The sequence below is a fragment of the Spirillospora sp. CA-108201 genome, from assembly GCF_050936235.1.
Lineage (GTDB): Bacteria > Actinomycetota > Actinomycetes > Streptosporangiales > Streptosporangiaceae > Spirillospora.
On record NZ_JBNJNE010000001.1, the window covers coordinates 4,485,169 to 4,511,562 of the forward strand.

General features: G+C 73.5%; 21 protein-coding genes and 1 tRNA gene. 7 read left to right on the forward strand and 15 right to left on the reverse strand.

The features are described 5' to 3' along the window. The first annotated feature begins 58 nt into the window (after positions 1–58). Genes ACQEU6_RS21680 through ACQEU6_RS21690 form a run of 3 tightly spaced genes read left to right on the forward strand, consistent with a single transcriptional unit; the run spans position 59 to position 6,481 of the window. Positions 59–3,859 (forward strand): hypothetical protein, encoded by a 3,801-nt coding sequence (locus ACQEU6_RS21680; RefSeq protein ID WP_499334407.1) that lies wholly within the window; start codon positions 59–61, stop codon positions 3,857–3,859. Then, positions 3,843–5,162, forward strand: a complete 1,320-nt coding sequence (locus ACQEU6_RS21685) for a ParB N-terminal domain-containing protein (protein ID WP_499334409.1) — start codon at positions 3,843–3,845, stop codon at positions 5,160–5,162. The genes ACQEU6_RS21680 and ACQEU6_RS21685 overlap by 17 nt, the downstream gene beginning before the upstream one ends. Further along, complete coding sequence (locus ACQEU6_RS21690; RefSeq protein WP_499334411.1) at positions 5,159–6,481, forward strand: RCC1-like domain-containing protein; 1,323 nt, start codon at positions 5,159–5,161, stop codon at positions 6,479–6,481. Before ACQEU6_RS21685 ends, ACQEU6_RS21690 begins: the two co-directional genes overlap by 4 nt. A 15-nt stretch (positions 6,482–6,496) precedes the next feature. On the opposite strand, the gene ACQEU6_RS21695 is transcribed toward ACQEU6_RS21690, so the two are convergent. The 11 genes from ACQEU6_RS21695 to ACQEU6_RS21745 all read right to left on the reverse strand — a co-directional run bounded on the left by ACQEU6_RS21695 (position 6,497) and on the right by ACQEU6_RS21745 (position 18,350). Further along, positions 6,497–7,372, reverse strand: coding sequence for a hypothetical protein (locus ACQEU6_RS21695; RefSeq protein WP_499334413.1), 876 nt, complete (start codon positions 7,370–7,372; stop codon positions 6,497–6,499). A 92-nt stretch (positions 7,373–7,464) separates the two neighbouring features. Continuing rightward, positions 7,465–8,361, reverse strand: coding sequence for a glycosyltransferase family 2 protein (locus ACQEU6_RS21700; protein WP_499334415.1), 897 nt, complete (start codon positions 8,359–8,361; stop codon positions 7,465–7,467). 110 nt (positions 8,362–8,471) lie between these two features. Further along, positions 8,472–9,734, reverse strand: a complete 1,263-nt coding sequence (locus ACQEU6_RS21705; protein ID WP_499340295.1) for a sulfate adenylyltransferase subunit 1 — start codon at positions 9,732–9,734, stop codon at positions 8,472–8,474. A gap of 62 nt (positions 9,735–9,796) precedes the next feature. Beyond that, a complete protein-coding gene (gene cysD / locus ACQEU6_RS21710; RefSeq protein WP_499334417.1) occupies positions 9,797–10,714 on the reverse strand; it encodes a sulfate adenylyltransferase subunit CysD in 918 nt (305 codons plus the stop codon). A gap of 126 nt (positions 10,715–10,840) precedes the next feature. After that, positions 10,841–11,785, reverse strand: a complete 945-nt coding sequence (locus ACQEU6_RS21715) for a 3'(2'),5'-bisphosphate nucleotidase CysQ (RefSeq protein ID WP_499334418.1) — start codon at positions 11,783–11,785, stop codon at positions 10,841–10,843. A 189-nt stretch (positions 11,786–11,974) separates the two neighbouring features. Continuing rightward, the gene (locus ACQEU6_RS21720) at positions 11,975–13,450 is read right to left on the reverse strand and encodes a sugar transferase (RefSeq protein WP_499334420.1); all 1,476 of its coding nucleotides are present in this window, start codon (positions 13,448–13,450) and stop codon (positions 11,975–11,977) included. A 423-nt stretch (positions 13,451–13,873) separates the two neighbouring features. Next, positions 13,874–14,449: an aminoacyl-tRNA hydrolase gene (pth, locus tag ACQEU6_RS21725; protein WP_499334422.1), complete on the reverse strand. Its 576-nt coding sequence runs from the start codon at positions 14,447–14,449 to the stop codon at positions 13,874–13,876. Positions 14,450–14,574: 125 nt separating this feature from the next. Further along, the gene (locus ACQEU6_RS21730; protein WP_499334424.1) at positions 14,575–15,204 is read right to left on the reverse strand and encodes a 50S ribosomal protein L25/general stress protein Ctc; all 630 of its coding nucleotides are present in this window, start codon (positions 15,202–15,204) and stop codon (positions 14,575–14,577) included. A gap of 287 nt (positions 15,205–15,491) precedes the next feature. Next, a complete protein-coding gene (locus tag ACQEU6_RS21735; RefSeq protein ID WP_499334425.1) occupies positions 15,492–16,472 on the reverse strand; it encodes a ribose-phosphate diphosphokinase in 981 nt (326 codons plus the stop codon). 194 nt (positions 16,473–16,666) lie between these two features. After that, positions 16,667–18,112: a bifunctional UDP-N-acetylglucosamine diphosphorylase/glucosamine-1-phosphate N-acetyltransferase GlmU gene (glmU, locus tag ACQEU6_RS21740; RefSeq protein WP_499334426.1), complete on the reverse strand. Its 1,446-nt coding sequence runs from the start codon at positions 18,110–18,112 to the stop codon at positions 16,667–16,669. Positions 18,113–18,278: 166 nt separating this feature from the next. Then, positions 18,279–18,350 (reverse strand) — tRNA-Gln (locus ACQEU6_RS21745). A gap of 372 nt (positions 18,351–18,722) precedes the next feature. On the opposite strand from ACQEU6_RS21745, the gene ACQEU6_RS21750 reads away from it, so the two are divergent. Both ACQEU6_RS21750 and ACQEU6_RS21755 read left to right on the forward strand, forming a co-directional pair. Then, positions 18,723–19,676, forward strand: a complete 954-nt coding sequence (locus ACQEU6_RS21750; RefSeq protein ID WP_499334427.1) for an acyl-CoA desaturase — start codon at positions 18,723–18,725, stop codon at positions 19,674–19,676. Positions 19,677–19,693: 17 nt separating this feature from the next. Continuing rightward, the gene (locus tag ACQEU6_RS21755) at positions 19,694–20,476 is read left to right on the forward strand and encodes a TetR/AcrR family transcriptional regulator (RefSeq protein WP_499334428.1); all 783 of its coding nucleotides are present in this window, start codon (positions 19,694–19,696) and stop codon (positions 20,474–20,476) included. Here ACQEU6_RS21755 and ACQEU6_RS21760 read toward each other — a convergent pair. After that, complete coding sequence (locus ACQEU6_RS21760; protein ID WP_499334429.1) at positions 20,468–20,620, reverse strand: hypothetical protein; 153 nt, start codon at positions 20,618–20,620, stop codon at positions 20,468–20,470. The genes ACQEU6_RS21755 and ACQEU6_RS21760 overlap by 9 nt on opposite strands. Before the next feature lie 152 nt (positions 20,621–20,772). Continuing rightward, positions 20,773–21,561, reverse strand: a complete 789-nt coding sequence (locus tag ACQEU6_RS21765) for a trans-aconitate 2-methyltransferase (RefSeq protein ID WP_499334431.1) — start codon at positions 21,559–21,561, stop codon at positions 20,773–20,775. Between the two features lie 295 nt (positions 21,562–21,856). On the opposite strand from ACQEU6_RS21765, the gene ACQEU6_RS21770 reads away from it, so the two are divergent. Both ACQEU6_RS21770 and ACQEU6_RS21775 read left to right on the forward strand, forming a co-directional pair. Continuing rightward, positions 21,857–22,660, forward strand: a complete 804-nt coding sequence (locus ACQEU6_RS21770; protein ID WP_499334433.1) for a patatin-like phospholipase family protein — start codon at positions 21,857–21,859, stop codon at positions 22,658–22,660. Between the two features lie 44 nt (positions 22,661–22,704). Then, positions 22,705–23,193 carry a MarR family winged helix-turn-helix transcriptional regulator gene (locus ACQEU6_RS21775; RefSeq protein ID WP_499334435.1) on the forward strand — a complete coding sequence of 163 codons (489 nt, stop codon included), beginning with the start codon at positions 22,705–22,707 and terminating at the stop codon, positions 23,191–23,193. A gap of 234 nt (positions 23,194–23,427) precedes the next feature. Here ACQEU6_RS21775 and ACQEU6_RS21780 read toward each other — a convergent pair whose 3' ends face one another. Further along, positions 23,428–24,546, reverse strand: a complete 1,119-nt coding sequence (locus ACQEU6_RS21780; protein WP_499334437.1) for an amidase — start codon at positions 24,544–24,546, stop codon at positions 23,428–23,430. Positions 24,547–24,592: 46 nt separating this feature from the next. Further along, positions 24,593–26,356 (reverse strand): ABC-F family ATP-binding cassette domain-containing protein, encoded by a 1,764-nt coding sequence (locus ACQEU6_RS21785; protein WP_499334439.1) that lies wholly within the window; start codon positions 26,354–26,356, stop codon positions 24,593–24,595. Between the last annotated feature and the right edge of the window lie 38 nt (positions 26,357–26,394).

A 26,394-nucleotide genomic window follows, 5' to 3' on the forward strand; every position in this document is an offset into this window, starting at 1 on the left:
TTCTTGCAACGCGCGGTTAAAGTCGAAATGAACACTCCGCCAAGCACGATTCTGATCGATGAGGGAGATCGTCGTGGGAGCTGACCAGACGGCCGACGCCCAGGGAGGACAGCTGCTCGCCCTGGTCCGGCGCTATCTGGGGGCGCTGATCGGGCTCGCCGTGCTCGGCACCGCGGCAGGCGTCGTCCTGGAGATGGCCGTGCCGCCGCCGTTCAAGGCGACCGCGACCGTGCTGGTCAGCCCGCTGGAAGGCAACCCGTACTCGCCGGAGGGCCGCGGCGACGACCTGGTGAACCTGCAGACGGAGGCGCAGCTGGTCGCCACCGACAGCGTCGCCAAGATCGTCGAGAGGAGGCTCAGGCACGAGGCGGAGGGCGACATCGGGGTCACGGTCCCGCCCAACACCCAGGTCCTCAACCTGACCTACACCGCGAGCAGCTCCGGCAACGCCCGCGCGGGCGCGCAGGCCTTCGCCGACGCCTACCTGGAGTACCGCACGCAGCGCGCGCAGGGCGTGGTGAACAACCAGCTCGCCAAGCTGAAGGCGCAGTCGGCCAGGGTCGAGCGCCTGCTCCAGCGGGCGAACAACGAGCTGGCCGCCTCCTCCGGCTCCCGGCGCTCCACCCTCCAGCAGCGCGTCACCGCCTACACCAACCAGCTCGGCGTCATCGACGAGCAGTCCAACGACATCGCCAGCACCCCCCTCGACCCCGGCCAGGTCATCACCCCGGCGGACGCGCCGGCCGGGCCCGGCATCATGCGGCCCGCGATGTACGGCGCGGGCGGGCTGGTGCTCGGCCTGATCGCCGGACTGGTGATCATGCTGCTGCGGGAGCGGCTCAACCAGCGGCTGCGCAACGCCGAGTCGATCGAGGGGCTCGGCGTCCGGACGCTGTCCACCATCCCCACGGGCGGCCCGTCCGGCGACACGCTGGCCTTGGTCAGCGCGCCCAAGAGCCCGGCCGGCGAGGCGTACCGGCGGCTGCGCGCCGCGGTCGTGGCGACCGCGCCGCAGACCCCGGTGGCGCTGCTGATCAGCAACGCCACCCCGGGGGGCAGCGCCCGCATGGCGAGCGCCAACCTCGCGGTCTCGCTCGCCTTCGCCGGCGCCAAGACCATCATGATCGACGCGACCACCGAGGACGCCGACGTCAGCACCCTGTTCGGCGCGCGGCCCGGCGGCAAGGGGCTGTCGGACACCCTGCTCAGCGGCACGGACCCGGCGACCCTGCTGATCCACACCGACTCGCAGCTGCGGCTGCTGCCCCGCGGCCCGCGCGCCCGCGAGGCCGCGCACCGGTTCAGCGGCCCGCGGATGCGCGAGACCGTCAAGGTCCTGCGCCGCCGCAGCGAGTACCTCATCGTGAACGCGGCGAGCCTGCACGACGCGGACGCGCAGGCCCTGTGCACCTTCGTGGACGCGGTCGTCCTCGTGATCAACCAGGGCGTCACGACCCGCGAGGAGCTGCGGCAGGCGTACGTGGAGGCCGAGCGCGCCGGCGTCACCGTGCTCGGCGCCCTGCTGGAGCCGCCGGAGCCGCGGGGAGGGCGCGCGGCGCGGCAGGGTCCGCCCGCCCGCCAGTCCCGCCCCCGCAGGGCGGCGACCAGCGTCCGCCGCAGGGCGGCGACGTCCGCGGCGGCGCCGAGCCGCGCCTTCCGGAATCGCGTGCCGGCAAGCGCCGCGCCCCGGAGCCGCCGCTCGCGTGGGCCGAGGAGCCGCCGCGCCCGCAGGACGAGCCCGACGACGCCCCGGCCGACTCCCCGTCCCTGGTCACCCAGGCGCTGCCGCAGGTCAAGCAGCCGCCCCGGGGCGAGGCGCGCCCGGCGCCGACCGGGCGGCGCGCCGCACCGCAGCCCGAGCCGCGCCGGCGCCCCCTCCCGCCCGCGCTCGACCCCCCGGCCGGGCCGGGCAAGCCCGTCGCCCCGAGGCCGGTCTCCCCGACGGAGGTCACCCAGGGCACGGGAGCGGTGCGCCCGCGCCCGGCCGCGCCCTCCGACGGCGCCCCCTCCGAGCCGGCCGACGGCGAGACCGAGAACGCGCTGGAATCGGCCGCGACGCGGACGCAGGAGGACATCTCCAAGTTCATGCCGCCGGACCTGCCCGATGACGGCGCGGACGGCGCGCCCCCGGCCAAGCCGAAGGACGGCGCCCCGGACGTCGCGCCCCGCTACGGCAAGAAGCCGCACAAGGCCGGCCGGCATGCCGGCCCCTGAACCCGGCGCGGACACGGCGGACGAAGCGAAGCCGCCCGGCCCGGGCGGGCCGAACCTGAACAGGCTGGCCAGGGGCGGCGCCCTGAACCTCGTCGGCGCCGCCGTCGCGGGCGTCCAGGGCCTCGCGCTCGTCTTCCTCGTCGCGCACCTGTACTCGCAGCGGATCGCGGGCACCTTCTTCGCGGCGACGTCGCTGTTCATCATCCTGCAGGCCGTGTCGGGGCTCGGCACGGACGCGGGCCTGCTGCGCTGGCTGCCCCGCCATCTGGCGCTCGGCGACCGCGCCGCGGCGCGGCGGACGGTGCCGGTGGCGCTCGTCCCGGTCGCGGCGACCGCGCTGGCCGCCGGGCTCGTGCTGGCCCTCGCCGCGCCGTGGACGGCGGGCCACATCGGCGCCGACGACCCCGGCCAGGCCGTCGGCATGGTGCGGGTGCTGGCCCTGTTCCTGCCCCTCGCCGGGGCGCACGACGCGCTGCTCGCGGCCACCCGCGGCCACGGCTCGATGCGGCCGACCGTCCTCGTCGACAAGATCATGCGGCAGACGCTCCAGGTCGCCGGGGTCGTCGCGGCGGCGCTGCTGACCGACGACGCGGTATGGCTCGCGCTGGCGTGGGCGGCCCCCTACCTGCCGTGCCTGGTCGCCGCCCTGCTCTGGTACCTGAAGATCAGCCGCGGCGCCCGCGCCGGGGCGCCGGTCACCGCGGAGCCCGGGGCCCCGTCCGGCTGGCGTCCCCTCGCCGGCGACTTCTGGCGCTTCACGGCGCCGCGCGCGTTCGCGCAGATCTGCCAGACGGCGTTCCAGCGCGCCGACATCGTGCTCGTCGCGGCGCTCAGCTCGCCCCGCGAGGCGGCGATCTACACCGCCGCGACCCGGTTCATCGTGATCAGCCAGCTCGTCACCCAGGCCGTGCAGAACGTCATGCAGCCCGCGGTGAGCCGGCTGATGGCGCTCGCCGACCGCGCGGGCGCGCAGCGGGTGTTCGCGGTGTGCGCGTCCTGGAACCTCGCGCTCGCCTGGCCGGTGCACCTGTCGATCGCGGTCGGCGCGCCGGTGTACGTCGGCTCCTTCGGCGACGGCTACCGCGGGACCGGCGAGGTCGTCACGGTCGTCCTGGCGATGGCGATGCTGGTGGCGACCGCGACCGGCGCCCGCGACGTGATGCTGCTGATGGCGGGCCGCAGCGGGCTCAGCCTGGTCAACCAGAGCGCCGCGCTCGGGGTGAACCTGGTCCTGAACGTGCTGCTCATCCCGCCGTTCGGGATCGCCGGGGCGGCGGTCGCGCGGGCCTGCGGGCTGCTCGTGCGGACGCTGCTGGCCCTGGTCCAGGTCCGCCGGATCCTCGACATGACCCCGGCGAGCGCCGGGCTGTTCTGGGCGGGCGGCTCGGCACTGGTCAGCTTCGCGGCGGTGCCGCTGGCCGTCCGGCTGGCCGCCGGCTCCAGCGAGGCCGCCCTCGCCGGCGGGCTGGTCCCGGGCGCGATGCTGTACCTCGCCCTGCTCTGGGCCGGCCGCGAGCGGCTGTCCCTCACCGCCTTCGCCTCCCTGCTGCCGGGGAGACGCGGCCGCGCCGCACCCGCGGGCGCCGCCGCCTCGCCCGCCACCGAAACGACATCTGCCAGGAGCATGCATGCCCACGGGAATTGACCAAGTGCGCCGTAAGTCCCGCGCGGTGCTGCGCAAGAGCGGGCTCGCCCCGAGCGGCCCGGTGTACGGGCGGCTGGTCGACGCCGGGCGCTCGCTGCCGATCCCGGCCGCGGCGCGCGTCGCGGTGTCCACCGCCGTGCTGCGGCGCCCGTGGAAGGTGCCGGTCCGGTTCGACCGGCTGCTCGTCGGCGCGCAGGGCGGCTGGACGGCCCGCGAGTTCGCCGACCGCACCGACGACCTGCTGTGGCCGTCCACGCCCTTCCTTGACGGCCCGCACGTCGGGCTGCTCCGGCTGGCCGACGAGCAGGCGGACCTGGCCGACGCCGAGATCCTGTCCAGCGCCTACGGCAGGCTCGGACTGCGCTGCATCGAGGCGGGCGGCAACTACTTCGGCGCCACCGACGAGGCCGGCGTCCTCGCGGCCGCCCGCGCCTTCGTCGCCCGGTACCGCGGCGAGGAGGCGCCCGGCGCGGCGCCCCGCCCGCAGCAGAGCGGGCCGCAGGACCCGGTGCTCGTCGCGCCCGTCCGCGGCTCCGACCAGTACCAGATCCTCGACGGCCACCACCGGCTCGCCATCGCGGCGATGAGCGGCGCCGACGGCGCCGACGTGGTCGCCAAGTGGCTGCCGGTCACCACCCCCCTCCAGGACCTCCTGCTGAAGATGAGCTGGCTCGACGGCACCCACGAGCTCTACCAGCCGATCGACGCGCCCGAGCTGAGGACCGGCTGGACGACCGTCCGGCAGTGCACCGACCGGCTCGCGAAGATGGACGCGTTCCTCGGCGAGCGCGGCCTGTCCGGGGGGCGCTACCTGGACGTCGCGAGCTGCTACGGCTGGTTCGTCGCGAACATGGCCGAGCGCGGCTTCGACGCCGAGGGCATCGAGCGCGACCCGCTGGCCGTCCCGCTCGGCAAGGCCGTCTACGGGCTCGCGGACGGCGCCGTCTCCACCGGCGACTGCGTGGAGTTCCTCGGCGGGCGCGACGCCGGCCGCTGGGACGTGGTGTCGTGCTTCAGCCTCCTGCACCACTTCGTCCTCGGCCGCGGCTCGGTGAGCGCCGAGGAGCTGATCCGGCTGCTGGACCGCGCCACCGGCCGGGTGCTGTTCTTCGACACCGGCCAGGACAACGAGGCGTGGTTCGCCGACTCGCTGCGCGGCTGGGACCCCGCCCGCGTCGCCGCCTTCCTGCGGGAGAACACCGGCTTCGACGAGATCGTCGACCTCGGCCCCGACGAGGACGCCCGGCCGCCCTACGAGGACAACTACAGCCGGCACCTGTTCGCCTGCGTCCGCACGGCGTGACCTCGCGCCGCCCGATCGCCGCGCTCGTCGCCCTCCCGGTGCTCCTGGCGGCGGCGGCGTGCGGCGGGTCGGCCGCGCCCGCGAGCGCGCCCCGGCCCTCGCCTCCGCCCGCCGCGGGCTCGGCCGGCGCGGGCGGCACCGTGTGGACGAGCGGTTTCAACGCCGCCGGGCAGCTCGGGCGGGCGGGGGCGGCCGCCGATCCCCGGCTCGGCCCCGTCACCGGCGTCGGCGGGCGGGGGCGGCTCGACCGCGCGGTCGCCGTCGCCGGAGGCGGCCGCCACTCGCTGGCCGTGCTCGACGGCGGGCGGGTCGTGTCGTGGGGAGCGGGCGACGACGGCCAGCTCGGCGACGGCACCACCCGCGACAGCGGCGTCCCCGTCCGCGTCCGCGCACCGGACGGGCGGCCCGGCCGGCTGGACGACGCCGTCGCGGTCGCCGCCAACAACGACTTCTCCATGGCGCTGCGCCGCGACGGCACCGTCGTGACCTGGGGCGCGGGATCGTCCGGGCAGCGCGGCACCGGCAAGCGCACCGCCCCCCTCGTCCCGACGACCGTGCGGGCGCCGGACGGGCGCGGGGCGCTCACCGGCGTGACGGCGATCGCCGCGGACGGGCACACCGAGCTGGTGCTGCGCGGCGACGGGCAGGTGTTCGCGTGGGGCGCCAACGCCCACGGCATGGTCGGCGACGGCACCCGCGAGGACCGGTCCCTCCCCGTGCCGGTGCGCGGCCTGGACGGCGCGGCGCGGCTGGACGGCGTCGTCCGCATCGCGGTCGGCGGCCAGCACGGGCTGGCGCTGCTGCGGGACGGGCGGGTCGCGTCGTGGGGTCACAACGAGCTCGGCCAGCTCGGGGACGGAACGCGCCGGGACCGGCTCACGCCCGCCCTCGTCTCGGGAGTGGGCGGCAAGGGCGTCCTCGACGGCGTCGCCGCGGTCGCCGCCGCGGAGAAGCACAACTACGCGCTCCGCGGGGACGGCAGCATCGTCGCCTGGGGCAACAACACGGCGGGCCAGCTGGGGGACGGCACGGTGAAGCCGCGTACCGCCCCGGTGAACGTCGTCGGGCGCAGCGCGCCGAAGCTGCGCGGCGCCACCCGCGTGTTCGCCGGGGAGGCCTACGGCGCGGCGATCCTGACCGACGGGACGCTGCTCACCTGGGGCGCGGGCGGCAGCGGCCAGCTCGGCTCCGGGAAGAGGGCGCCCCGCAGCCGTCCCGGCACGACGCTGACCGTCGAGGGCGCGGTGCCGGCCCACGCCCTGTCGGTGGGCGTGGGCGAGCGCCACCTGATCCTGCTGCTGAGGCCGGGAGCGCCGTAGCCCTCCCGGAGACCCTCAGGACTCCTTGGGCGGCTCCGGCCTGGCGTCACCGGGCGTGGGGCCGTTCGCCGGGGGCTGGGCCGCGGGAGGCGGAGTCCCGGGCGCCGGAGGCGTCCCAGGCGCCGGAGGCGGTGCCGCGGCGGCGCCCGGCGCCGGGGCGCCGGTCCCGCCGGCGGGAGCCGGAGTCGCGGAGCGGCGGCGCCACAGCAGGAACCCGGCCCCGGCGGCCACCACGACCACCGCGCCGCCCCCGAGCACGTACGGCAGGACCGACCCGTCGTCCTCGGGGGCCTCGTATCCGGTGGCGCGGCCGGTCGGCTGCGACTGGGCGAGCGTGCGCTCGTCCTGCTCCTGCTCCTGCTTCTTCTGGACCGACGCCTCCGGCGCGGGCTTGCCGTTGTTGCCGGGCCTGCCGGACTTCGGCGGGGCGTACTTCGACTCCGGGAGCGTCTGCACGAAGCGCAGCAGCGCCAGGTCGGGCTTGCCCTTGCTGCTCTGCACGGCCCCGTCGTAGATCGTCTTCACCCGGGCGCCCGGCAGCGCCGTGGAGGACACCCGGAGCTGGTCGCCGGCCAGCACCGCGTAGGTGCCCTTGCGCTTCATCAGGCCCGGCAGCTGCCGGAGGACCTGCCCGGGGTCGTTCCCGGGCGGCAGGATCGCGATGAAGACCGCGACGGACCGGCCCTGCGCCGTGCGGAGCAGCTCCTGCGCGCCGTCCGACTGGTAGTACTTGGCGTGGGAGTCGACGTAGTAGCCGCTCTCGCCGATGCCCTCGGCGACCGCGTCGAGGTCGACGCCCGCGAAGGCGGGCGCGGCGGTCATTCCGAACGCCGGCACGAGGGCCAGCGCCAGCGTCCCGGACGCGACGATGCGGCGGGAGAAGTGGTTCACGGAAGAGGCTCCTTCAGCGCTGGAATGGCCATCGACATTACCGGCGCGACTTGGGGAAAGGTGGCCAAAGACGGGGAATCGGCATCGGTCCGTCAAATGCCTCGGCCCCGGGTGTGCAGGGCGAGCAGAACGCGCTTGCCGGAGACGAATCCCGACGCCACCGCCAGCGCGAACGGGACGCGCCGCTCGGCCGGATTCGCCCTGAGCGCGCGGGCCGACCACCGCAGGGCGTCCTTGCGCCGGCCCACGGTCGCGCAGCCGAAGGCGAGCTGCCCGTAGACCCGCCCGGCCGCGCCCGGCTCCCTGCCGATCTCCGGGTAGTGCTCCAGGAACCACTCCAGCGCGGCGACCTTCGTCTCCCACGCCTGCGCGTAGTAGGACGTCAGCCCCCACAGGACCCGGACGTACGGCTCGTCCACGTTCACCACCGGGTGGCGGCGGGCGGCGCGGAGCGCGAGGTCCCAGTCCTCGCCCTGGCTGCCGGGGATCGTCTCGTCCACCATGCCGATCTCGATCAGCGGTTCGCGGCGCGCCACGTAGGTGGAGGAGTGGACGCTCATCATCCGGTCGCGGATCAGGGCGTCGTAGGTGACCCGGTCCGTCCCGGCCAGCCGGGGCAGTTCCCGCCCGTCGAAGTCGATCATGATTCCGGAGCTGCACAGCACGGCGTCCGGCTCGCCCTCCAGCGCCGCCGCCTGCGCGGCGAGCTTGCCGGGCAGCCACAGGTCGTCGTCGTCGCAGAAGGCGACCAGGTCGGTGCCGAGGGCGAGGACCCCGGAGTTGCGCGCGCCCGCGAGGCCCGGCGCCCGGGTGTTGCGGATCACCTCGACGCGGTCCCCCGCCAGGGACGTGTCGGGCTCGGCCCGGTCGAAGACGACGACCGCGCGCACCTCGCCCGCGTAGTCCTGGGCCAGCACCGACTCCAACGCGCGGCGCAGCAGCTCCGGCCGGTTGTGCGTGGGGAGCACGACTCCGACGGATGGGGGCATCCAGGGCCTGCCTTGTCGTAGGGGGTCGGGAGGGACAGGTCGGTCGGGGGGCGCGGCCGGTGGGGGCGCGGACCGGCCGCCGCGGGGCCGGCGGGCCCCGCGGCGCCGGGTCAGCGCGCGCCGGTGATCATGCCGGCGGCGACGGTGTTGTTGGTGGCCTCGTCGATCAGGATGAAGCCGCCGGTGAGGCGGTTGCGGTTGTAGTCGTCGACGAACAGCGGCTGCGTCACCCGCAGCGAGATGCGGCCGATCTCGTTCAGGCCGAGCGAGTCCGCCTGGTCGTCGCGGTGCAGCGTGTTGACGTCCAGCCGGTAGTGCAGCTGCTTCACCATCGCCTTCGCGGTGCGGGTCGTGTGCTTGATGACCAGCTTCGAGCGCGGGGCGAGGGCGCGGTCCGGGGTCATCCAGCAGACCATCGCGTCGATGTCCTGCGCGGCCTCGGGCCGGTTGTTCGGCCGGGCGATCATGTCGCCGCGGGAGATGTCGATGTCGTCGGCGAGGCGCAGCGTCACCGACATCGGCGCGAACGCCTCCTCGACCGGCCCGCCCGGCCCGTCGATGTGGGTGATCGTGGTGGTCAGGCCGGACGGCAGGTGCACCACCTCGTCGCCCGGCTTCAGCACGCCGCCCGCGACCTGGCCCGCGTAGCCGCGGTAGTCGTGCAGGTCGGGGTCCGTGGACGCGTGCGGGCGCACCACGTACTGCACCGGGAACCGCACGTCGATCAGGTTGCGGTCGGAGGCGATGTGCACGTGCTCCAGGTGGTGCAGCAGCGACGAGCCCTCGTACCACGGCATGCTCACGCTGCGCTCGACGACGTTGTCGCCGTGCAGCGCCGAGATCGGGATGAACGTCAGGTCCGTGACCTCCAGCTTGGAGGCGAACGCCGTGAACTCGTCCACGATCCGCTCGTACACGCCCCGGTCGTAGTCGACCAGGTCCATCTTGTTGATCGCCACGACCAGGTGCGGGACCTGAAGGAGCGTGGTGAGGAACGCGTGCCGGCGCGACTGCTCCAGGATGCCCTTCCGGGCGTCCACGAGGATGATCGCCAGGTCGGCGGTGGAGGCGCCGGTCACCATGTTCCGGGTGTACTGGATGTGCCCCGGGGTGTCGGCGATGATGAACTTGCGGCGCGGCGTCGCGAAGTACCGGTACGCCACGTCGATGGTGATGCCCTGCTCCCGCTCGGCCCGCAGGCCGTCGGTCAGCAGCGCCAGGTTCGTGTACTCCTCGCCGCGGTCGGCGCTGGTCTTCTCGACCGACTCCAGCTGGTCCTCGAAGATCGACTTGGAGTCGAACAGCAGCCGGCCGATCAGCGTGGACTTGCCGTCGTCGACGCTTCCGGCGGTGGCGAACCTCAGGAGGTCCATCTGCTTGGCCGGCCGGGTCTCGGCCGGCCGGTCCCCGGCGAGCCGGTCGTTCGCGCTGGCCATCAGAAGTAGCCCTCCTTCTTGCGGTCCTCCATCGCGGCCTCGCTGGTGCGGTCGTCGGCGCGGGTCTGGCCGCGCTCGGTGATCCGCGTGGCCGCGATCTCCTCGATCACCTCGTCGAGCGTCACCGCGTTCGACTTCACCGCGCCCGTGCAGGACGCGTCGCCGACCGTCCGGTACCGGACGGTCGCCGCGAACTCGGGCTCGTCGTCGCCGCGGTTCGCGAAGCCCGTCTCGGCGTCCAGCAGCAGCCCGTCGCGCTCGAACACCTGGCGGGTGTGCGCGAAGTAGATCGGCGGGAGTTCGAGCTCCTCGCGGCGGACGTAGTCCCAGATGTCGAGCTCGGTCCAGTTCGACAGCGGGAACACCCGGACGTGCTCACCCTGCACGATCTTGGTGTTGAACAGGTTCCACAGCTCCGGGCGCTGGTTCTTGGGGTCCCACTGCCCGAACTCGTCCCGGAAGGAGACCACCCGCTCCTTGGCGCGGGCCTTCTCCTCGTCGCGGCGGGCGCCGCCGAACGCCGCGTCGAACTGGTGCTCCTCGATGGCGTCGAGCAGCGGGGTGATCTGGAGCCGGTTCCGGGACGCGCGGCGGCCCTTCTGCTCCACCACCCGGCCGCTGTCGATCGCGTCCTGCACCGACGCCACGAGCAGCCGGACGCCGAGCTCGGCCGCCCGGCGGTCCCGGAACTCGATCACCTCCGGGAAGTTGTGGCCGGTGTCGACGTGCATGACCGGGAACGGGATCGGGGCGGGCCAGAACGCCTTCTGGGCCAGGCGCAGCATGACGATGCTGTCCTTGCCGCCGGAGAACAGCAGCACCGGCCGCTCGAACTCGGCCGCCACCTCCCGGAAGATGTGGATCGACTCGGCTTCGAGGACGTCTAGCTGGGACAGCAGATAATCGCAACGCTGCATGGTCTGGAGCTCTTTCCACGCTGTTCTGGCAGATGCAACCGGTGGCACGGAGACGGGCGCATGCCTTCCCCACCGGGTCGAAACGCCGGCGCGCGCCGTTCAGTCCCGCCCTGGGGGGCGGACTGGTCACGGCAGCGCGCCGCTCACCTCCCGGATGCCGGTCAGCAGCGTTGACGCCGACATGGGATGGCACACCAGGATATCCGGGAGCCGGGGGTCCTCACGGTTGTAGCGCAGCGGCGACCCGTCGACCCGGGACGCGTGCGCCCCGGCGCCGAGCGCCACGGCCGCCGGGGCCGCCGAGTCCCACTCGAACTGGCCGCCCGCGTGGACGTAGGCGTCCACCTCGCCGAGCAGCACCGCGGAGATCTTCGCTCCCGCCGACCCGATCGGCACGAGCTCCACCTCCGGCTCGATCGCCTCCGCCAGCCGCCGGACGAACTCCGGCGGCCGCGTGCGGCTCACGGCGACGCGCAGCTTCCCCGCGTCCGGCGCCGGGACGTGCAGCGGCACCTCGCGGGGCGGCGGCGCCCCGGCGGGCCCGCGCCCGGCCGTGACGGGGTCGGGGTCGGAGAGGTCGGTCCGGACGAGCGAGGCGCCGCCCACCGCGTCCGTGCGGAGCGTCAGGCCCTGGGCCGGCAGCGCGACGGCGCCGGCCGCCAGGCGGCCCGCGCCGGACGCGTCCCGCTCCCACAGCGCCACGTGCACGGCCCAGTCGCGGCGGCCCTCCTCGGAGAACTCGCGGGTCCCGTCCAGGGGGTCGACGATCCACACGCGGGAGGCCGTGAGCCGCTCCGCGTCGGCGGTGTTGCGGGTCGGCGCGCGATCGTCGCCCCGGGACCGCTTCCCGGCGACCGAGGACCGCCCCTCCTCGGACAGGACGGCGTCACCCGGACAGCGCTCGGCCAGCGCCGCCATCAGGTACTCGTGCGCCCGCAGGTCGCCGGTGTCCTTGAGGGCCCCCGCGTCGGCGAAGCCCGTCTCGTCCCGGACGCCCAGCAGCAGCCGTCCCGCCGTCCCGGCGAGCTCGGCCGCGAGCGAATGATCGTCTGCCGCCCCTGCCTCGGTCATCTGAGATCACATTCCCGACTCGACTGGTCTGCTCGGTCTACTTTCTCATGCGGCCCGCACGGGCCACGGGACGAGGTCCCGCTCAACGGCTCGCCCGCCAGTGTTCCGCCGGCGCCGCGCCGCGGGCAGCACGGTGTCGTGTTCTCGCCGGGGCCCGTCGCGGCCCCGCCCGGCCCGGCGGCGGGCCGCTCAGTACGCGCCGGAGCCGCGGAAGACGGCCGACCAGGTCTTCCACATGATCTGCAGGTCCAGCGCGAGGGTCCAGTTGTCCACGTACCGCAGGTCGAGGCGGACCGACTCCTCCCACGACAGGTCCGAGCGGCCGCTCACCTGCCACAGCCCGGTCAGGCCCGGCTTGACCACCAGCCGGCGGTAGACGTCCCCGCCGTACTGGGCCACCTCGTCCGGCAGCGGCGGGCGCGGCCCCACCAGCGACATCTCGCCCCGCAGCACGTTGAACAGCTGCGGCAGCTCGTCCAGCGAGTACCGGCGCAGCCGGCGCCCCACCCGCGTCACCCGCGGGTCCTGCCGGATCTTGAACAGCACCCCGTCGTTGTCGTTGGCGGCCAGCAGCGCCGTCCGGCGCGCCTCGGCGTCGGCGACCATCGTGCGGAACTTCAGCACGGTGAACTCCCGGCCCCCGCGCCCGACGCGCGTCTGCCGGAACAGCACCGGGCCCTCCCCGGACATCTTGATCAGGACGGCGATGAGCAGCAGCAGCGGGCTCAGCGCCACGATCCCGGCGAGCGCCGCCACCCGGTCGACCAGGCCCTTGAGGACCTTGCGGCCGCCGTCCAGCTCCGGGTGCTCCACGTGCAGCAGCGGCAGGCCCGACACCGGGCGGATCGAGATCCGCGGCCCGGTCACGTCCATCAGCGCGGGCGCCACGACCAGCTCGACGTCGTTGCGCTCGATCTGCCATGCCAGCCGGCGCAGCGCCACCCCGTCCATCTCGGGGCACGCCAGCACGGCCACCGAGTCGGCGCCGATCCGGTCGGCGACCGCCGCCGCCTGGCCGAAGTCGCCCAGCACCGGGACGCCCTCCACCTCGGCGACCGCGTCCTCGCCCGCGGCGAGCGCCGGCGGCAGGCACACGGCCACGATGTCCATCCCGTGGTACCGCTTCTTCTGCAGCAGCCGGATCAGGTCGGACACCGACGTCCGGTGCCCGACCGCGACGACCCGGCGCATGCACTCGCCGTGCCACCGCTTCTTGTGCAGCCACTTGCGCAGCCGGTAGCGCGCCAGGAGCGCCAGGAACGTCCCGAGGGGCAGCGCCATGACCACGTAGCCGCGCGCGACGTCGGTCTTGGTGGCGTACGCGCCGATCGCGAGCACCGCCATCAGGATGAACCCGGCGCGCAGCACCCGGTGGAACTCCTCGTACCCGACGCCCACGTACCGCGGCTGGTAGGCGCGGCACAGCATCAGCGCCGGGACCCACACCACCGGCAGGGCCACGGTCAGGACCACGTACGGCGCGTCGAGCTCCGTCGGGACGCCCGGAAACCTGAGCACGAACGCGATCACACCGGCCATCAGCATGCTGGTGAAGTCGAGAACCCGCGCCATCCGCCGGTAGGAGCGGCTCCAGTTCTGCGAGGCCGCGCGCTCGTGCTCATGGCGGATCGATGACTCGGCCTGAACCTTGTCAACGACGGCCATAAATCACTCACCAATCCCCTGTAACGCGCGCCACGTCAGCGCGATTCACACCGAAGACGGCTGAACGTCGCCCGAGGTTCACATTGAACCTGAACCTCGATCGGCCTGCATCTTACGGTCGCTTCGCCGTGGTCACGCGTGGAACGCGCCTATCACTTGGACATCGCGCCCGAACCAGCCCAGGCGCACACGAAAATGACGCCGCATCGCCTTGATCACGGCTGCTCTCCACCCCACGAGGCCGGATCCGGTCACCCGAATGAATGCGCCCGGTCACCCCGGGTGAACGGAATTCGGGGGCACCGTCAGTAATGTCACAGTGACCCGCCCAGAAGGGCTCGAAAAAGGCATGTCGTGGGCGATTGATCCTCTCTGCACAGCGATTCGAACGGTTTTTCCCCGTCCGCCGACCGGCGGATGCGATCAACCGGCGTGGAACGCGTTCTGCGCCGCGGCGAGCCCGCCGGTCAGCAGCGCCTCGACCGCGTCCGCCGCCCGGTCCACTTCGAGGTCGAGCTCCTTGCGCTCCGCCGCGGAGAAGTCCTTCAGCACGAACGCCGCCGCGTCCATCCGCCCCGGAGGCCGCCCCACCCCGAACCGCACGCGCGGATACTCCTTCGAGCCCAGCGACTTGGTGATCGACCGCAGCCCGTTGTGGCCGTTGTCACCGCCGCCCTGCTTCAACCGCACCGCTCCGAAGGGGATGTCCAGCTCGTCGTGGACGGCGACCACCCGCTCCACCGGCACCTTGTAGAAGTCCCGCAGCCCCTTCACGGGGCCGCCCGACTCGTTCATGAAGGAGCGCGGCTTGGCCAGCACCACCCGCGCTCCCGCGAGGCGGCCCTCCAGCACGTCCGCCCGCGCCCGGTGCGACTTGAACCGGCCCCCGGCGCGCGCGGCGAGGACGTCCAGCACCATGAACCCCGCGTTGTGCCGGTTCTTCGCATACGACGGCCCCGGGTTGCCCAGCCCCACCACGAGCCAGAGATCCGCGTCCACCCGCACTCCTCACACGCGAGCACGGCCCCCGCGAGTGCGCGCACCCGCGGGGGCCGTGGAAGTACCCTGCGGCCCGCCGTCCGGCACGGCCGCGCACCGGGCGGCGAGGCCCGGCGGCAGCGCCGTCACTCGGCGGCGGCCTCGCCCTCGCCCTCGGCGGCCTCGCCCTCGGCGGCCGCGGCGGCCTCCGGCTCCGCCTCGGTCGCGCCGGCCGACACGGTCGCGTCGGCGATCTGCAGGACGAGGGCCTCCCCGTCGATCTGCAGCGTGACGCCCGACGGCAGCTTCAGGTCGGCGGCGAGCACCTGGGTCCCGACCGCAAGGCCCTCGATGGTCAGGTCCACGGCCTCGGGGATGTGCGTCGCCTCCGCCTCGACCGACACCTGCACCAGCTCCTGCTGGATGAGGCCGCCCGCGACGACGTCGCCGACCAGGTTGACGGGCAGGTCCACGACGACCTTCTCGCCGCGCTTCACCAGCAGCAGGTCGACGTGCTCCAGGAAGCCCTTGACCGGGTCGCGCTGGACGTCCTTCGGCAGCGCCAGCTCGGCGCCGCCGGAGAGGCCGTCGATGGTCAGCAGCACGTTCGGGGTCTTCAGGGCCAGCATCAGGTCGTGGCCCGGCAGCGCGATGTGCTGCGGGTCGGTGCCGTGACCGTAGAGGACGGCGGGCACCTTGCCGGCCCGGCGGGTGCGCCGCGCGGCACCCTTACCGAACTCGGTGCGCGGCTCGGCGGCAATGCGTACCTCGGACACGGCGAAAACTCCTCGTTGTTGCTTCCACGGCCGTCCGCCATCGGACGTCCGCTACGGACGATGCGTTGCGTTCCTCGCGCGCCGTCGAAGGGCGGGCGCGCTGAAAGATTCGTTTGCGTTCCCCGGGGAGTGCGGCCCCTGCGCGGGCACCGCACTTGAACGTCCTGGGGCATACGCGGTTGCACAAGTCTAGCCCAATACGGCAACGCCCAACGCCAAGGCCCTGCCGTCGCCATGGCCTCCGCCACGGCGACCGGCTCGCGCCGCGCCGCGCCCGAGGCGGAGGTTCAGCTGTGGCCGTCGAACAGGCTCGTGACCGAGCCGTCGGAGAACACCTCGTTGATCGCACGTGCGACCAGCGGCGCGATCGACAGCACGGTGAGCTTGTCGAACTGCTTGTCCTCCGGGATCGGCAGCGTGTTGGTCAGCACGACCTCGGAGATCCGGGAGTTCTTCAGCCGGTCCACCGCCGGGCCCGACAGCACGCCGTGCGTCGCCGCGACGACGACCTTCGTCGCGCCCTGGTCGAACAGGGCGTCCGCCGCCTTCACGATCGTCCCGCCGGTGTCGATCATGTCGTCCACCACGACGCAGGTGCGGCCGGCGACCTCGCCGACCACGTCGAACACCTTGACCTCGTTGGCCACGTCCGGGTCGCGCTTCTTGTGGATGATCGCCATCGGGACGCCGCCCAGCCGGTCGCTCCAGCGCTCGGTGACCCGCACCCGGCCCGCGTCCGGCGCGACCACGGTGACCTGCGAGGTGTCCAGCCGGCTCTCGAAGTGCCTGGCCAGCAGGTCCAGCGCGAACAGGTGGTCCACCGGGCCGTCGAAGAAGCCCTGGATCTGCGCGGTGTGCAGGTCCACGGTGATCAGCCGGTCGGCGCCCGCCGTCTTGAACAGGTCGGCCATCAGCCGCGCCGAGATCGGCTCGCGGCCGCGGTGCTTCTTGTCCTGCCGGGCGTAGCCGAAGAACGGCGCGACCACCGTGATCCGCTTGGCCGACGCGCGCTTCAGCGCGTCCACCATGATCAGCTGCTCCATGATCCACTGATTGATGGGAGCCGTGTGACTCTGGACCACGAAGGCGTCGGAGCCGCGGACCGACTCCAGGAACCGCACGAACGTCTCGCCGTTGGCGAAGTCGTAGGCGGACGTCGGCGTCAGCTCGACCTGGAGGTTGTCGGCTACTTCCCTGGCCAGGTCAGGGTGGGCTCGGCCGGTGAAGAGCATCAGCTTCTTCTGGCCGCTCGTCTTTATCCCACTCACCTCTGACAACTCCCCCTCATTGGAACTGTGCCCTGCATGTGGGTTGTCGTCCCCACCTCCCGCACGCCAAAGACTCGGCGCGCGGGTCGTCTTGTCGTCGAGCCGCTCTCCGGTCGGGCGGCTCTGTGTTGTTCTGGAAGACGCCGTCGTCCTCCACCTCCCCGCCCTGAGGCGGGGCAGTCCTCATCGGCGCGCTAGGGCGCGCTCTCCTCGCCGGCCCTGGCCCTCCGGGCCGCCTCGGCGGCCGGCGTCCCCGGCCGCTTCCGCTCGACCCAGCCCTCGACGTTGCGCTGCCGCCCTCGCGCGACCGCCATCGCCCCGGCCGGGACGTCCTGGATGATCACCGAGCCGGCCGCGGTGTAGGCGCCGTCCCCGATCGTGACCGGCGCCACGATCATGTTGTCGCTGCCGACCTTCACATGCGACCCGATGACGCTGCGGTGCTTCTGCACACCGTCGTAGTTGACGAACACCGAGCTCGCGCCGATGTTGGAGCCGGCGCCGATCTCGGCGTCGCCCACGTAGGTCAGATGCGGCACCTTGGTGCCCTCGCCGATGTCGGCGTTCTTGGTCTCGACGTACGTCCCGACCTTGGCCCCGGCGGCGAGCCGCGTCCCGGGCCGCAGGTAGGCGTAGGGCCCGACCGAGGCCTCCGGCCCGATCTCCGCGCCCGCGCACACCGCGTTGGCCACCGAGGCTCCGGCGCCCACCGTCGTGTCGGTCAGCGTGCAGCCGGGCCCGACCCGGGCGCCCTCGCCCAGGTGCGTCGCCCCGTGCAGCTGCGTCCCCGGGAGGATCTCCGCGTCCGGCTCGGCGGTCACGTGCACGTCGACCCACGTGGAGGCGGGGTCGACGACGGTGACCCCGGCCCGCATGTGCGCTTCGAGGATCCGGTCGTTCAGCTGCCTGCGCGCCTGCGCGAGCTGGACCTTGTCGTTGACGCCCTGGGTCTCCACCCAGTCGGCGGCCAGGTGCGCGCCCGCCCGGTGGCCGTCGCCGCGCAGGATGGCGACCACGTCGGTGAGGTACTCCTCGCCGCCCGCGTTGTCGGTCGTCACCCGCTTCAGCGCGTCCGCCAGGAGCGCGCCGTCGAACGCGTACATCCCGACGTTGATCTCGGTGATCGCGCGCTGCTCCTCGGTGGCGTCCTTGTGCTCGACGATCGCCTCGGCGCTGCCGTCCGCCGCCCGGACCATGCGCCCGTAGCCGGTCGCGTCGGGCATCTCGGTCGTCAGCACGGTGACGGCGTTGCCCTCGTCCTCGTGCGCCCGGACGAGCGCCCGCAGCGTCTCGCCCCGCAGCAGCGGGTGGTCGCCGTTCGTCACGACGACCGTCCCGTCCAGCGCGCCGGTCTGCTCCAGCGCCATCCGCACGGCGTGGCCCGTTCCGCCCTGCCGCTCCTGGACGGCGGACTCGGCGTCCGGGGCGTGCTCGGTGAGATGCCCGACGACCTGCTCGCGCCGGTGCCCGACGACCACGACGAGCCGCTCGGGCTCCAGTTCGCGGGCGGCGGCCAGCACGTGGCCGAGCATGCTGCGCCCGCAGATCTCGTGCAGCACCTTCACGGTACGGGACTTCATCCGGGTGCCCTCGCCTGCGGCGAGGACGATGACGGCGGCCGGGCGGCTCGCGGCACTCACAAGGAGGCTCCTCGGCATCGCGGACGGGAATCGGTCGCGGGCCCGCCCACCTGCGAACTCACCGCACGGCAGGCCGGGGCGAACCCGACACCGGCAGGATACCGCCCACCCCGCTCCTGTCACCCCATCGCCCACCCCGGGCCACCCGATCGGGCATCGCAGACAGCTCCGGCGCAAGGACTCGAACCTTGTCTAAGGGCACCAAAAACCCTTGTGCTGCCGATTACACCACGCCGGATCAGAACAGACGGATCTCCGGACAGAGCCGGGAACCGACCGGCCCCCACGATACCGACACACGCGCGGGAGAGCCCACCTCGAACGGCCATCCGCACGGCCGCGGCCTCCCGGGGACACCATGGTCGTTTTGTCCGGATCGGTTTAGAACGTGCGGTACCGAGCAAGCCAACCACGAGCCGGTCGACCAGGGCGGCCGGCGGCGCACCGGTCTCCACGGAGCGTGGCCACCGGTCTCCCAGTGGCACACGAGAGTTATGTGACCAAAGAGGCAGTTTCCCCCTGATTTTACTGTTCGACTCTGCACAACCTACGGACACGTAGGTTACGTTGGCGTAGGTAGGCTGCCCCGAATCACGGGAAGTGATGACGCATGACGACAGCTCCGGCCATGGATCCACCCCGCCCGCAGCGGCGTCCCGAACTCGCGCCCCAGCAACGCGGCAACGCGGAACGGGCGCTGGTCGCCGCGTTCACCGCGCTGCCCTTCCTGGCACTGTTCGCCGCCGTCCCGCTGGCCTGGGGGCGGTTCCTCGGCTGGACGGACGTCGCGCTCACGGCGGTCTTCTACCTGGTGTCCGCGGGAGGCATCACGGTCGGGTACCACCGGTACTTCACCCACGGGTCCTTCAAGGCCGCGCGCGGCCTGAAGATCTTCCTGGCGCTGGCCGGGAGCCTGGCCATCGAGGGCCCGGTGATCACGTGGGTGGCCGACCACCGGCGGCACCACAAGCACTCGGACAAGGAGTTCGACCCGCACTCGCCGTGGCGGTTCGGCGACGACTGGAAGGCGCTGGCCAAGGGGCTCGCCTGGGCGCACTACGGCTGGCTGTTCGACGCCAACCGGACCTCCAAGCCGCGGTTCGCCAAGGACCTTCTGAACGACCGCGACATCAGGCGCATCCACCTGGCCTTCCCCGGCCTGGTCGCCGTGTCGTTCCTGCTCCCGGCCGTGATCGGCGGCCTGGTCTCCATGTCGTGGACGGGTTTCCTCACCGCGCTGTTCTGGGCCGGGTTCGTCCGGATCACGCTGGTGCACCACGTGACGTGGTCCATCAACTCGATCTGCCACACCTTCGGCAAGGAGGAGTTCGAGGTCCGCGACAAGTCGCGCAACGTGTGGTGGCTGGCCATCCCGTCGCTGGGCGAGTCGTGGCACAACCTGCACCACTCGGACCCGACCTGCGCGCGGCACGGCGTGCTGAAGGGGCAGGTCGACATCAGCGCGCGCATCATCTGGGCGTTCGAGAAGATGCGGCTGGCCCGCGACGTCCGGTGGCCGAACCCCGACCGGCTTGCCGCCAAGCGCACGAAGCAGGCGGTTTGACCGCCACAATTGATCCTGTGACAGATCCCGCTCCCCGGACCCGCAGAAAGCGGATGACCGGCAAGGAACGCCGCGAGCAGCTCCTCGACATCGGCCGGACGCTGTTCGCCGAGCGCGGGCTGGACGGAACCTCGGTGGAGGAGATCGCGTCTGCCGCCGGGGTGTCCAAGCCGGTGGTGTACGAGCACTTCGGCGGCAAGGAGGGGCTCTACGCGGTCGTCGTCGACCGGGAGTTCGAGCGGCTGCTGAGCCTCGTCAAAGACTCGCTGGACTCGGCCGTCCACTACCGGGGCAAGCTGGAGAAGGCGGCGCTGGGGCTGCTGGAGTACATCGAGGAGCACCCCGACGGGTTCCGCATCCTCGTCCGCGACTCGCACGGCGGGACGGGCACGGGCAGCTACGCCAGCCTGCTGAGCGAGATCGCCGGCGAGGTGGAGTACATCCTGGCGCAGGAGTTCGACCGGCACGGGTACGACGACAAGTTCGCGCCGCTGTACGCGCAGAGCCTGGTCGGCATGGTCGCGCTGACGGGCCAGTGGTGGCTGGACGTCCGCAGGCCGCGCCGGGAGGAGGTGGCCGCGCACATCGTGAACCTGGCGTGGAACGGCCTGTCCGGCCTGGAGCCGAGGCCGTCGCTGGACCCGCGCCAGCGCCGCAAGGAGATGGAGCGGCAGGAGAAGCGCGCGGAGAAGGCCGCCGCCAAGGCCGGGCGCGCCGAGGAGAAGGCGGCGGCGAAGGCCGAGAAGGCCCAGCGCCGGGCGCTGCGCGAGTTCGACGAGATCGCCGACCCGTCAGCCTGAGGGCTCCAGGAACTCCAGCCGGTTCCCGGCGGGGTGGCCGAGGAGGCCGCCGTGGAAGGCGCGAGGCCCCTCCTCGACGCCGGGCGGGGCGGCGAGCCGGACGTGGCGGACGCCAGTGATCGTGGTTGCCTCCGGACATGACACCGGCGGCCTTCCGGAGTTCGTCCGGAAGGCCGCCGGCAGGGGTCGCCGGCTCGGGTCGCGAGCCGGGTTCTGCGCGGACGCCGCCCGCCCGTCGGAGAGGGCACACCGCAGGGGAACGAGTCGCTCCCTCCGGCGGACGGGCGGCATCCCGTCTAGGGGGAGGTGGCGATCACGAAGATCCTCCGGAACGGGAAGACGGTGCCGTAGGGGGCGGCGGGGTAGGCGCGCCTGAGCCTCTCCCCGTACTCGGCGAGGAACTCCTCCGCCTCGGCGGGCGAGAGGGCGGTGAGGACGGGCCGCAGCGCGCTCCCCTTCACCCATTCGAGGACGGGGTCCTCGCCGTGGAGGACCTGCGCGTAGGTGGTCTCCCAGGCGTCGACGGCGCAGCCGAGACGCGCCAGGAGGTCCACGTACCCGGCGGCGTCCAGGACGGGGGCGTCGCTTTGCAGGTGGGCGAGCTTGCCGGCCCACCGTTCGGAGCGGCCCATCTCGCGGAGCAGGACGTGGCTGGGCGCGCCGAAGTTGCCGGGCACCTGGAAGGCCAGCCGGCCGCCCGGGGCGAGCGCGCGGATCCAGCGGGGCAGCAGGTCGAGGTGCTCGGGGACCCACTGCAGGACGGCGTTGGAGATCACGAGGTCGAGGGGCCGCCCGGGCTCCCAGGAGGCGACGTCGGCGACGCGGAAGGCGAGCCGCCCCGGGATCTCGTGCGCGCGGGCCGCCGCGATCATCTCCGGCGAGGCGTCGAGGGCGTCGATGACGGCGTCCGGCCAGCGGGCGGCGAGCGTGGCGGTGAGCTCGCCGCTGCCGCAGCCGAGGTCGGCGACGCGGGCGGGCGGGTCGCCGCCGAGCCGTCCGGCGAGTTCGGTGAAGGGCCTGGCGCGCTCGTCGCCGAAGACCCCGTACTGCGCGGGGTCCCACACGGCCGCGGTTTGTCTCGACATCAAGAAACATCATGCCCGGCGCATATCTTGATGTCAAGAGTCTTGGCGGCGAGCCGCATCCGTCAGGCGACCGGTCGCCTGACGGATGCGCCCCTCCCGCCGCGCTCCTAGGCTGTGTTCCACAGTCCCGGCCCGCTTCGCTCGCCTGGCGGCCCGCTACGCGACCGGGCCTGGGCGAACGCGGCATCGCTTCGCGATCCGCCCGGTTCCGCTCGCCTCCGGCATCGCGGCACCGGGCAGCCCACGCGTTCGCGCGCATGGCCGAAGCCACTTCGAAACCCCTGGGAGCACCGGCATGACGGACGGTGAGAACGGATGGGCCCTGGCGCTCGGCCCCGGCGGGCCGGTCGGGACGGCGTGGCTGATCGGGCTGGCGGCGGGGCTGCGCGAGGCGGGCGTGGACCCGGCGGGCGCGGGCCTGGTCGTCGGGACGTCGGCGGGCGCCATCGCCGGCGCGGCGATCACCGCGGGCCGGGACCTCGCGGCGCTGGAGGAGCTGCCGCCGCGCGGCGACCCGCCGCCGCCCGCGGACGGCTCGGTGATGCCGCGGGTGTTCGAGGTGGCCGGCACCCCCGGACTGGAACCCGGCGAGATCAGGCGGCGCATCGGGCGGCTCGCCCTGGACGCCCCGGCGATGCCCGCGGAACGCCACCGGGCGAGCATGCGGTACCTGGTCGGCACGGACACGTGGCCGGGCACCCGGCTGCTGATCACCGGGGTGGACGCCGAGTCGGGCGAGCCGGCGCTGTGGGACGCCTCCAGCGGCGTCCCGCTGTCCCTGGCGGTGGCCGCGAGCAGCGCCGCCCCCGGCTTCGCCGAGCCGGTGCCGATCGGCGGGCGCCGCTACCTGGACGGCGCGTTCGCCGGATGGTCGGCGGCGGAGCTGGCGGAAGGGGCCGGACCGCTCGTCGCGCTGGAGCCGATGCCCCACATGCGCGGCGGCGAAGCCGTCCGGATCCTCCCGGACGCGCGGGCGCTGGACGCGTTCGGACAGAGCCTCGGGGACCGGTCGCGCTGGACGCCCGTCTACCGGGAGGGCCTCCGGCAGGCGCCCGAGGCGGCCGAGCGGATCATCGCCGCGCTGGCCGCCCGACGCTGATCGCGCCCCGTCTTTCTCGATATCAAGACAGGTAGGGTGTCGGCATGCGCGATGAGGTCGACCGGCTTGTCGAGGCGTGGAACACCGAGCGTCCGGACCTGGACGTCCGGCCGCTGCAGGTCCTCAGCCGCGTGTCCCGGCTCGCCCGGCACCTCGACCGCGCCCGGCGCGCCGTCTTCGCCGACCACGGCCTGGAGCCCTGGGAGTTCGACGTGCTCACCGCCCTGCGCCGGGCGGGCGCCCCCTACCGGCTGAGCCCCGGCCGCCTCCTGCACGCGACGCTGGTGACCTCCGGCACCATGACGAACCGCATCGACCGGCTGGCGGCGGCGGGCCTCGTCGAACGGCATCCCGACCCCCAGGACAAGCGCGGCGTGCAGGTCCGCCTCACCGACGCGGGCCTGACCCGCGTCGACGCCGCCTTCGCCGACCTGCTCGGCCGCGAGCAGGCGATCCTGGAAGCCCTCTCCCCCGACCAGCGCGAAGCCCTGGCCGACCTCCTGAGAACCCTCCTCATCCCCTTCGACGCGTGATCTCCCAGGGGGAGCGACCCCCTGGAACCCCCGTCACGAGCCGGGCGATCCTCACGCCACGGTGCGGTTTGCTGTGCCCGTACGGGTTTTCGTCGTGTCGCTGCGGTCGCCCGGCTCGACGGGCATGCGCGTTGCGCTCACTGCACTCGCTCCACGCGCCTGCCCGCGCCGCGGCTCAGGTCGGTCCAAGAGCGTTGGGGCGTGGGGCGTCCAAGAGCGCTGGTGGTGGCTGTTCTAGGGGGTCAGTGCGCTTTCCAGGGTGGCGGCCAGGGTGCAGAGGTGTTCTTCGGAGCCGGCGCGGCCTATGAGCTGGACGGACGTGGGCAGGTGCGAGCCGGGCAGCGGGACGGGCAGGGCGAACGCGGGGAGTCCGGCGACGTTGGCCTGGCCCACCAGCGTGGTGAGGATGAGGTCGGACTCGTCCGCCTCGTCGGGTTCCGGAGGCAGGCACGGGAGGGCCGGCAGGGCGATCGCGGCGTGCCTGGCGAGGATCGCGTCGAGTTCTGCCCTGAGCGCCGTGCGGACGCCGAGCGCCCAGTCGAGCATTCCTGCACCGGACACGTCGATCATCTGCTGGATGCGGCGCGCGATGCGGCCGCTCAGCTTGTCCGGCTCGGCGAGGAGGGGCCCGTTCCGGCGCGGGGCCTCGTCGCTGATGATGACGCCGTTGGCGGTGGCGCCGTGGGCGTAGTGCTCGGCCGTGACGTCGGTGACGGGGCCGAGCCGGCGCAGCGCGTCGTCGACGGCGGCGTCGATCGCCGGGTCCACGCCGTGCACGCGGAGGCGCGCGATGCTCGTGGGCCCGTCGTGGGGAGCGGGCGTGAAGCCCGGTTCGAGCAGGCGCATCCCGAGCACGACGGCGGCGACGTCGCGGCCCATCGGCCCGACGACGTCCAGCGTCGGCGACAGCGGGTACACGCCGTCCAGGGGGACGCGGCCGTTCGTGGTCTTCAGGCCGGCGATGCCGCAGCAGGCGGCGGGGATGCGGATCGACCCGGAGGTGTCGGTCCCGAAGGCGACGTCGGCCTCGCCGGTGGCGACGGCCACGGCGGAACCGCTGGACGAGCCGCCCGGCACCCGCGACGGATCGAGCGGGTTCACCGGCGTGCCCGACCAGGGGTTGACGCCGTCCGCGGCCATGCACAGCTCGTTCAGGTTGGTCTTCCCGGCGATCCGGGCGCCCTGGGCGCGGGCCGACGCGACGACGGGCGCGTCCGCGGCGGCGGGCCCGGCGCGCTCGGCGACGGCCCGGCAGCCCGCGGTCGTGGGCAGCCCGGCGACGTCGATCGCGTCCTTGACGGCGAGGCGCGGGCCGTCGCCCGGCCCGTCCGTCCTGATGATCCAGGTCGTCAACAAGGGATGATGCCCGCGGCGCCCGGGGACCGCCAGGGGCGTCCCGCTAACCGAGATCCTCGGCGAGCATGAGCCACTCCTCCTCGACGCCGGCGGCCTCCGCCTGGATCTCCTTGAGCCGGGCGTCCAACTCCTGGAGCTTGGCGTAGTCGGTGGCGTGCGCGGCGAGCTGCTCGTGGAGGGCGGCCTGCTGCGCGGCGAGCTTCTCCAGGCGGCGTTCGAGGCGGTCGAGCTCCTTGCGGGCCTTCCAGTCCTGGCCGCCCACCTTGGGCTTGGGGGGCGCCGGGGCGGGCTCGTCCCGGACGGAGCCGGGCTTGGGCGCGGTCCCGGCGGCGCGGCGTTCGAGGTACTCGTCGACGCCGCCGGGCAGCATCGACACGCGGCCGTCGCCGAGCAGCGCGACGACGTGGTCGGTGATGCGCTCCAGGAAGTACCGGTCGTGGCTGACGACGACGAGGGTTCCGGGCCAGCCGTCCAGGAGGTCCTCGACCTCGGTGAGGGTCTCGATGTCGAGGTCGTTCGTGGGCTCGTCCAGGAGGAGGACGTTGGGTTCGCCCATCAGGAGGCGCAGCAGTTGCAGGCGGCGGCGCTCACCGCCGGACAGGTCGCCGACGGGCGTCCACTGCCGGTCGCCCGCGAAGCCGAGCCGTTCGAGGAGCTGGCTCGCGGTCCATTCGCGCTTGCCGACCGTGATGCGGCGGCGGATCTCCTCGACCGACTCCAGGACGCGCCGGGCCGGGTCGAGGTCTTCCAGGTTCTGCGACAGGTGCGCGAGCTGGACGGTCTTGCCCTGCACCACCGTCCCGGAGGCCGCCTGGACGGAGCCGTCGAGGAGGCGCAGCAGGGTGCTCTTGCCGCTGCCGTTGACGCCGACGAGACCGACCCGGTCGCCCGGGCCGAGGCGCCACGTCATGCGCCGGAACAGCTCGCGGTCGCCGAGGCGGACGCCGACGTCCTCGATGTCGTAGACGGTCTTGCCGAGCCGCGCGGTCGCGAACCGGGTCAGCTCGACCGCGTCGCGCGCCGGCGGCTCGTCGGCGATGAGGGCCTGCGCGGCGTCCACCCGGAACTTGGGCTTGGACGTGCGGGCCTGCGGGCCGCGGCGCAGCCACGCCAGCTCCTTGCGGAGCAGGTTCTGCCGCTTGGCCTCGGTGGCGGCGGCGATGCGGGAGCGCTCGGCCTTGGCGAGGACGTAGGCGGAGTAGCCGCCCTCGTAGCGTTCGACGCGGCCGTCGACGACCTCCCACGTCCGGTCGGTGACCTCGTCGAGGAACCAGCGGTCGTGGGTGACGACGAGCAGCGCGACCTTACGGCCCCTGAGGTGCCGGGCCAGCCAGTCGATCGCCTCGATGTCGAGGTGGTTGGTGGGCTCGTCCAGCAGGATCAGGTCGGACTCGGGGACCAGGAGCCGGGCCAGCGCGACGCGGCGGCGCTCCCCGCCGGACATGCCGGCCAGCGGGGCGTCCAGGTCCAGGTCGGCGAGCAGGCCGCCGAGGATCTCGCGGGCGCGGACGTCGCCCGCCCACTCGTGCTCGGCGCGGTCGCCCAGCACCACGGACCGGACGGTCGCGCCCTCCGGGAACTCGTCCCGCTGGGTCAGGTAGCCGAGCCGGATCCCGCGCGCGTGGGTGACGCGCCCGTCGTCGGGTTCGGTCTCCCTGGCGAGGACGGACACGAGGGTGCTCTTGCCGCCGCCGTTGCGGCCGACGACGCCGACGCGGTCGCCCTCGTCCAGGCCGAGGGACACGGCGTCGAGCAGCGGTTTGGGCCCGTAGGCCTTGGCGACGTTCTCAAGATTGATCAGATTCACGGCGCCTTCAAGCGTAGGGCCCCGCGCGCACCGCTCGC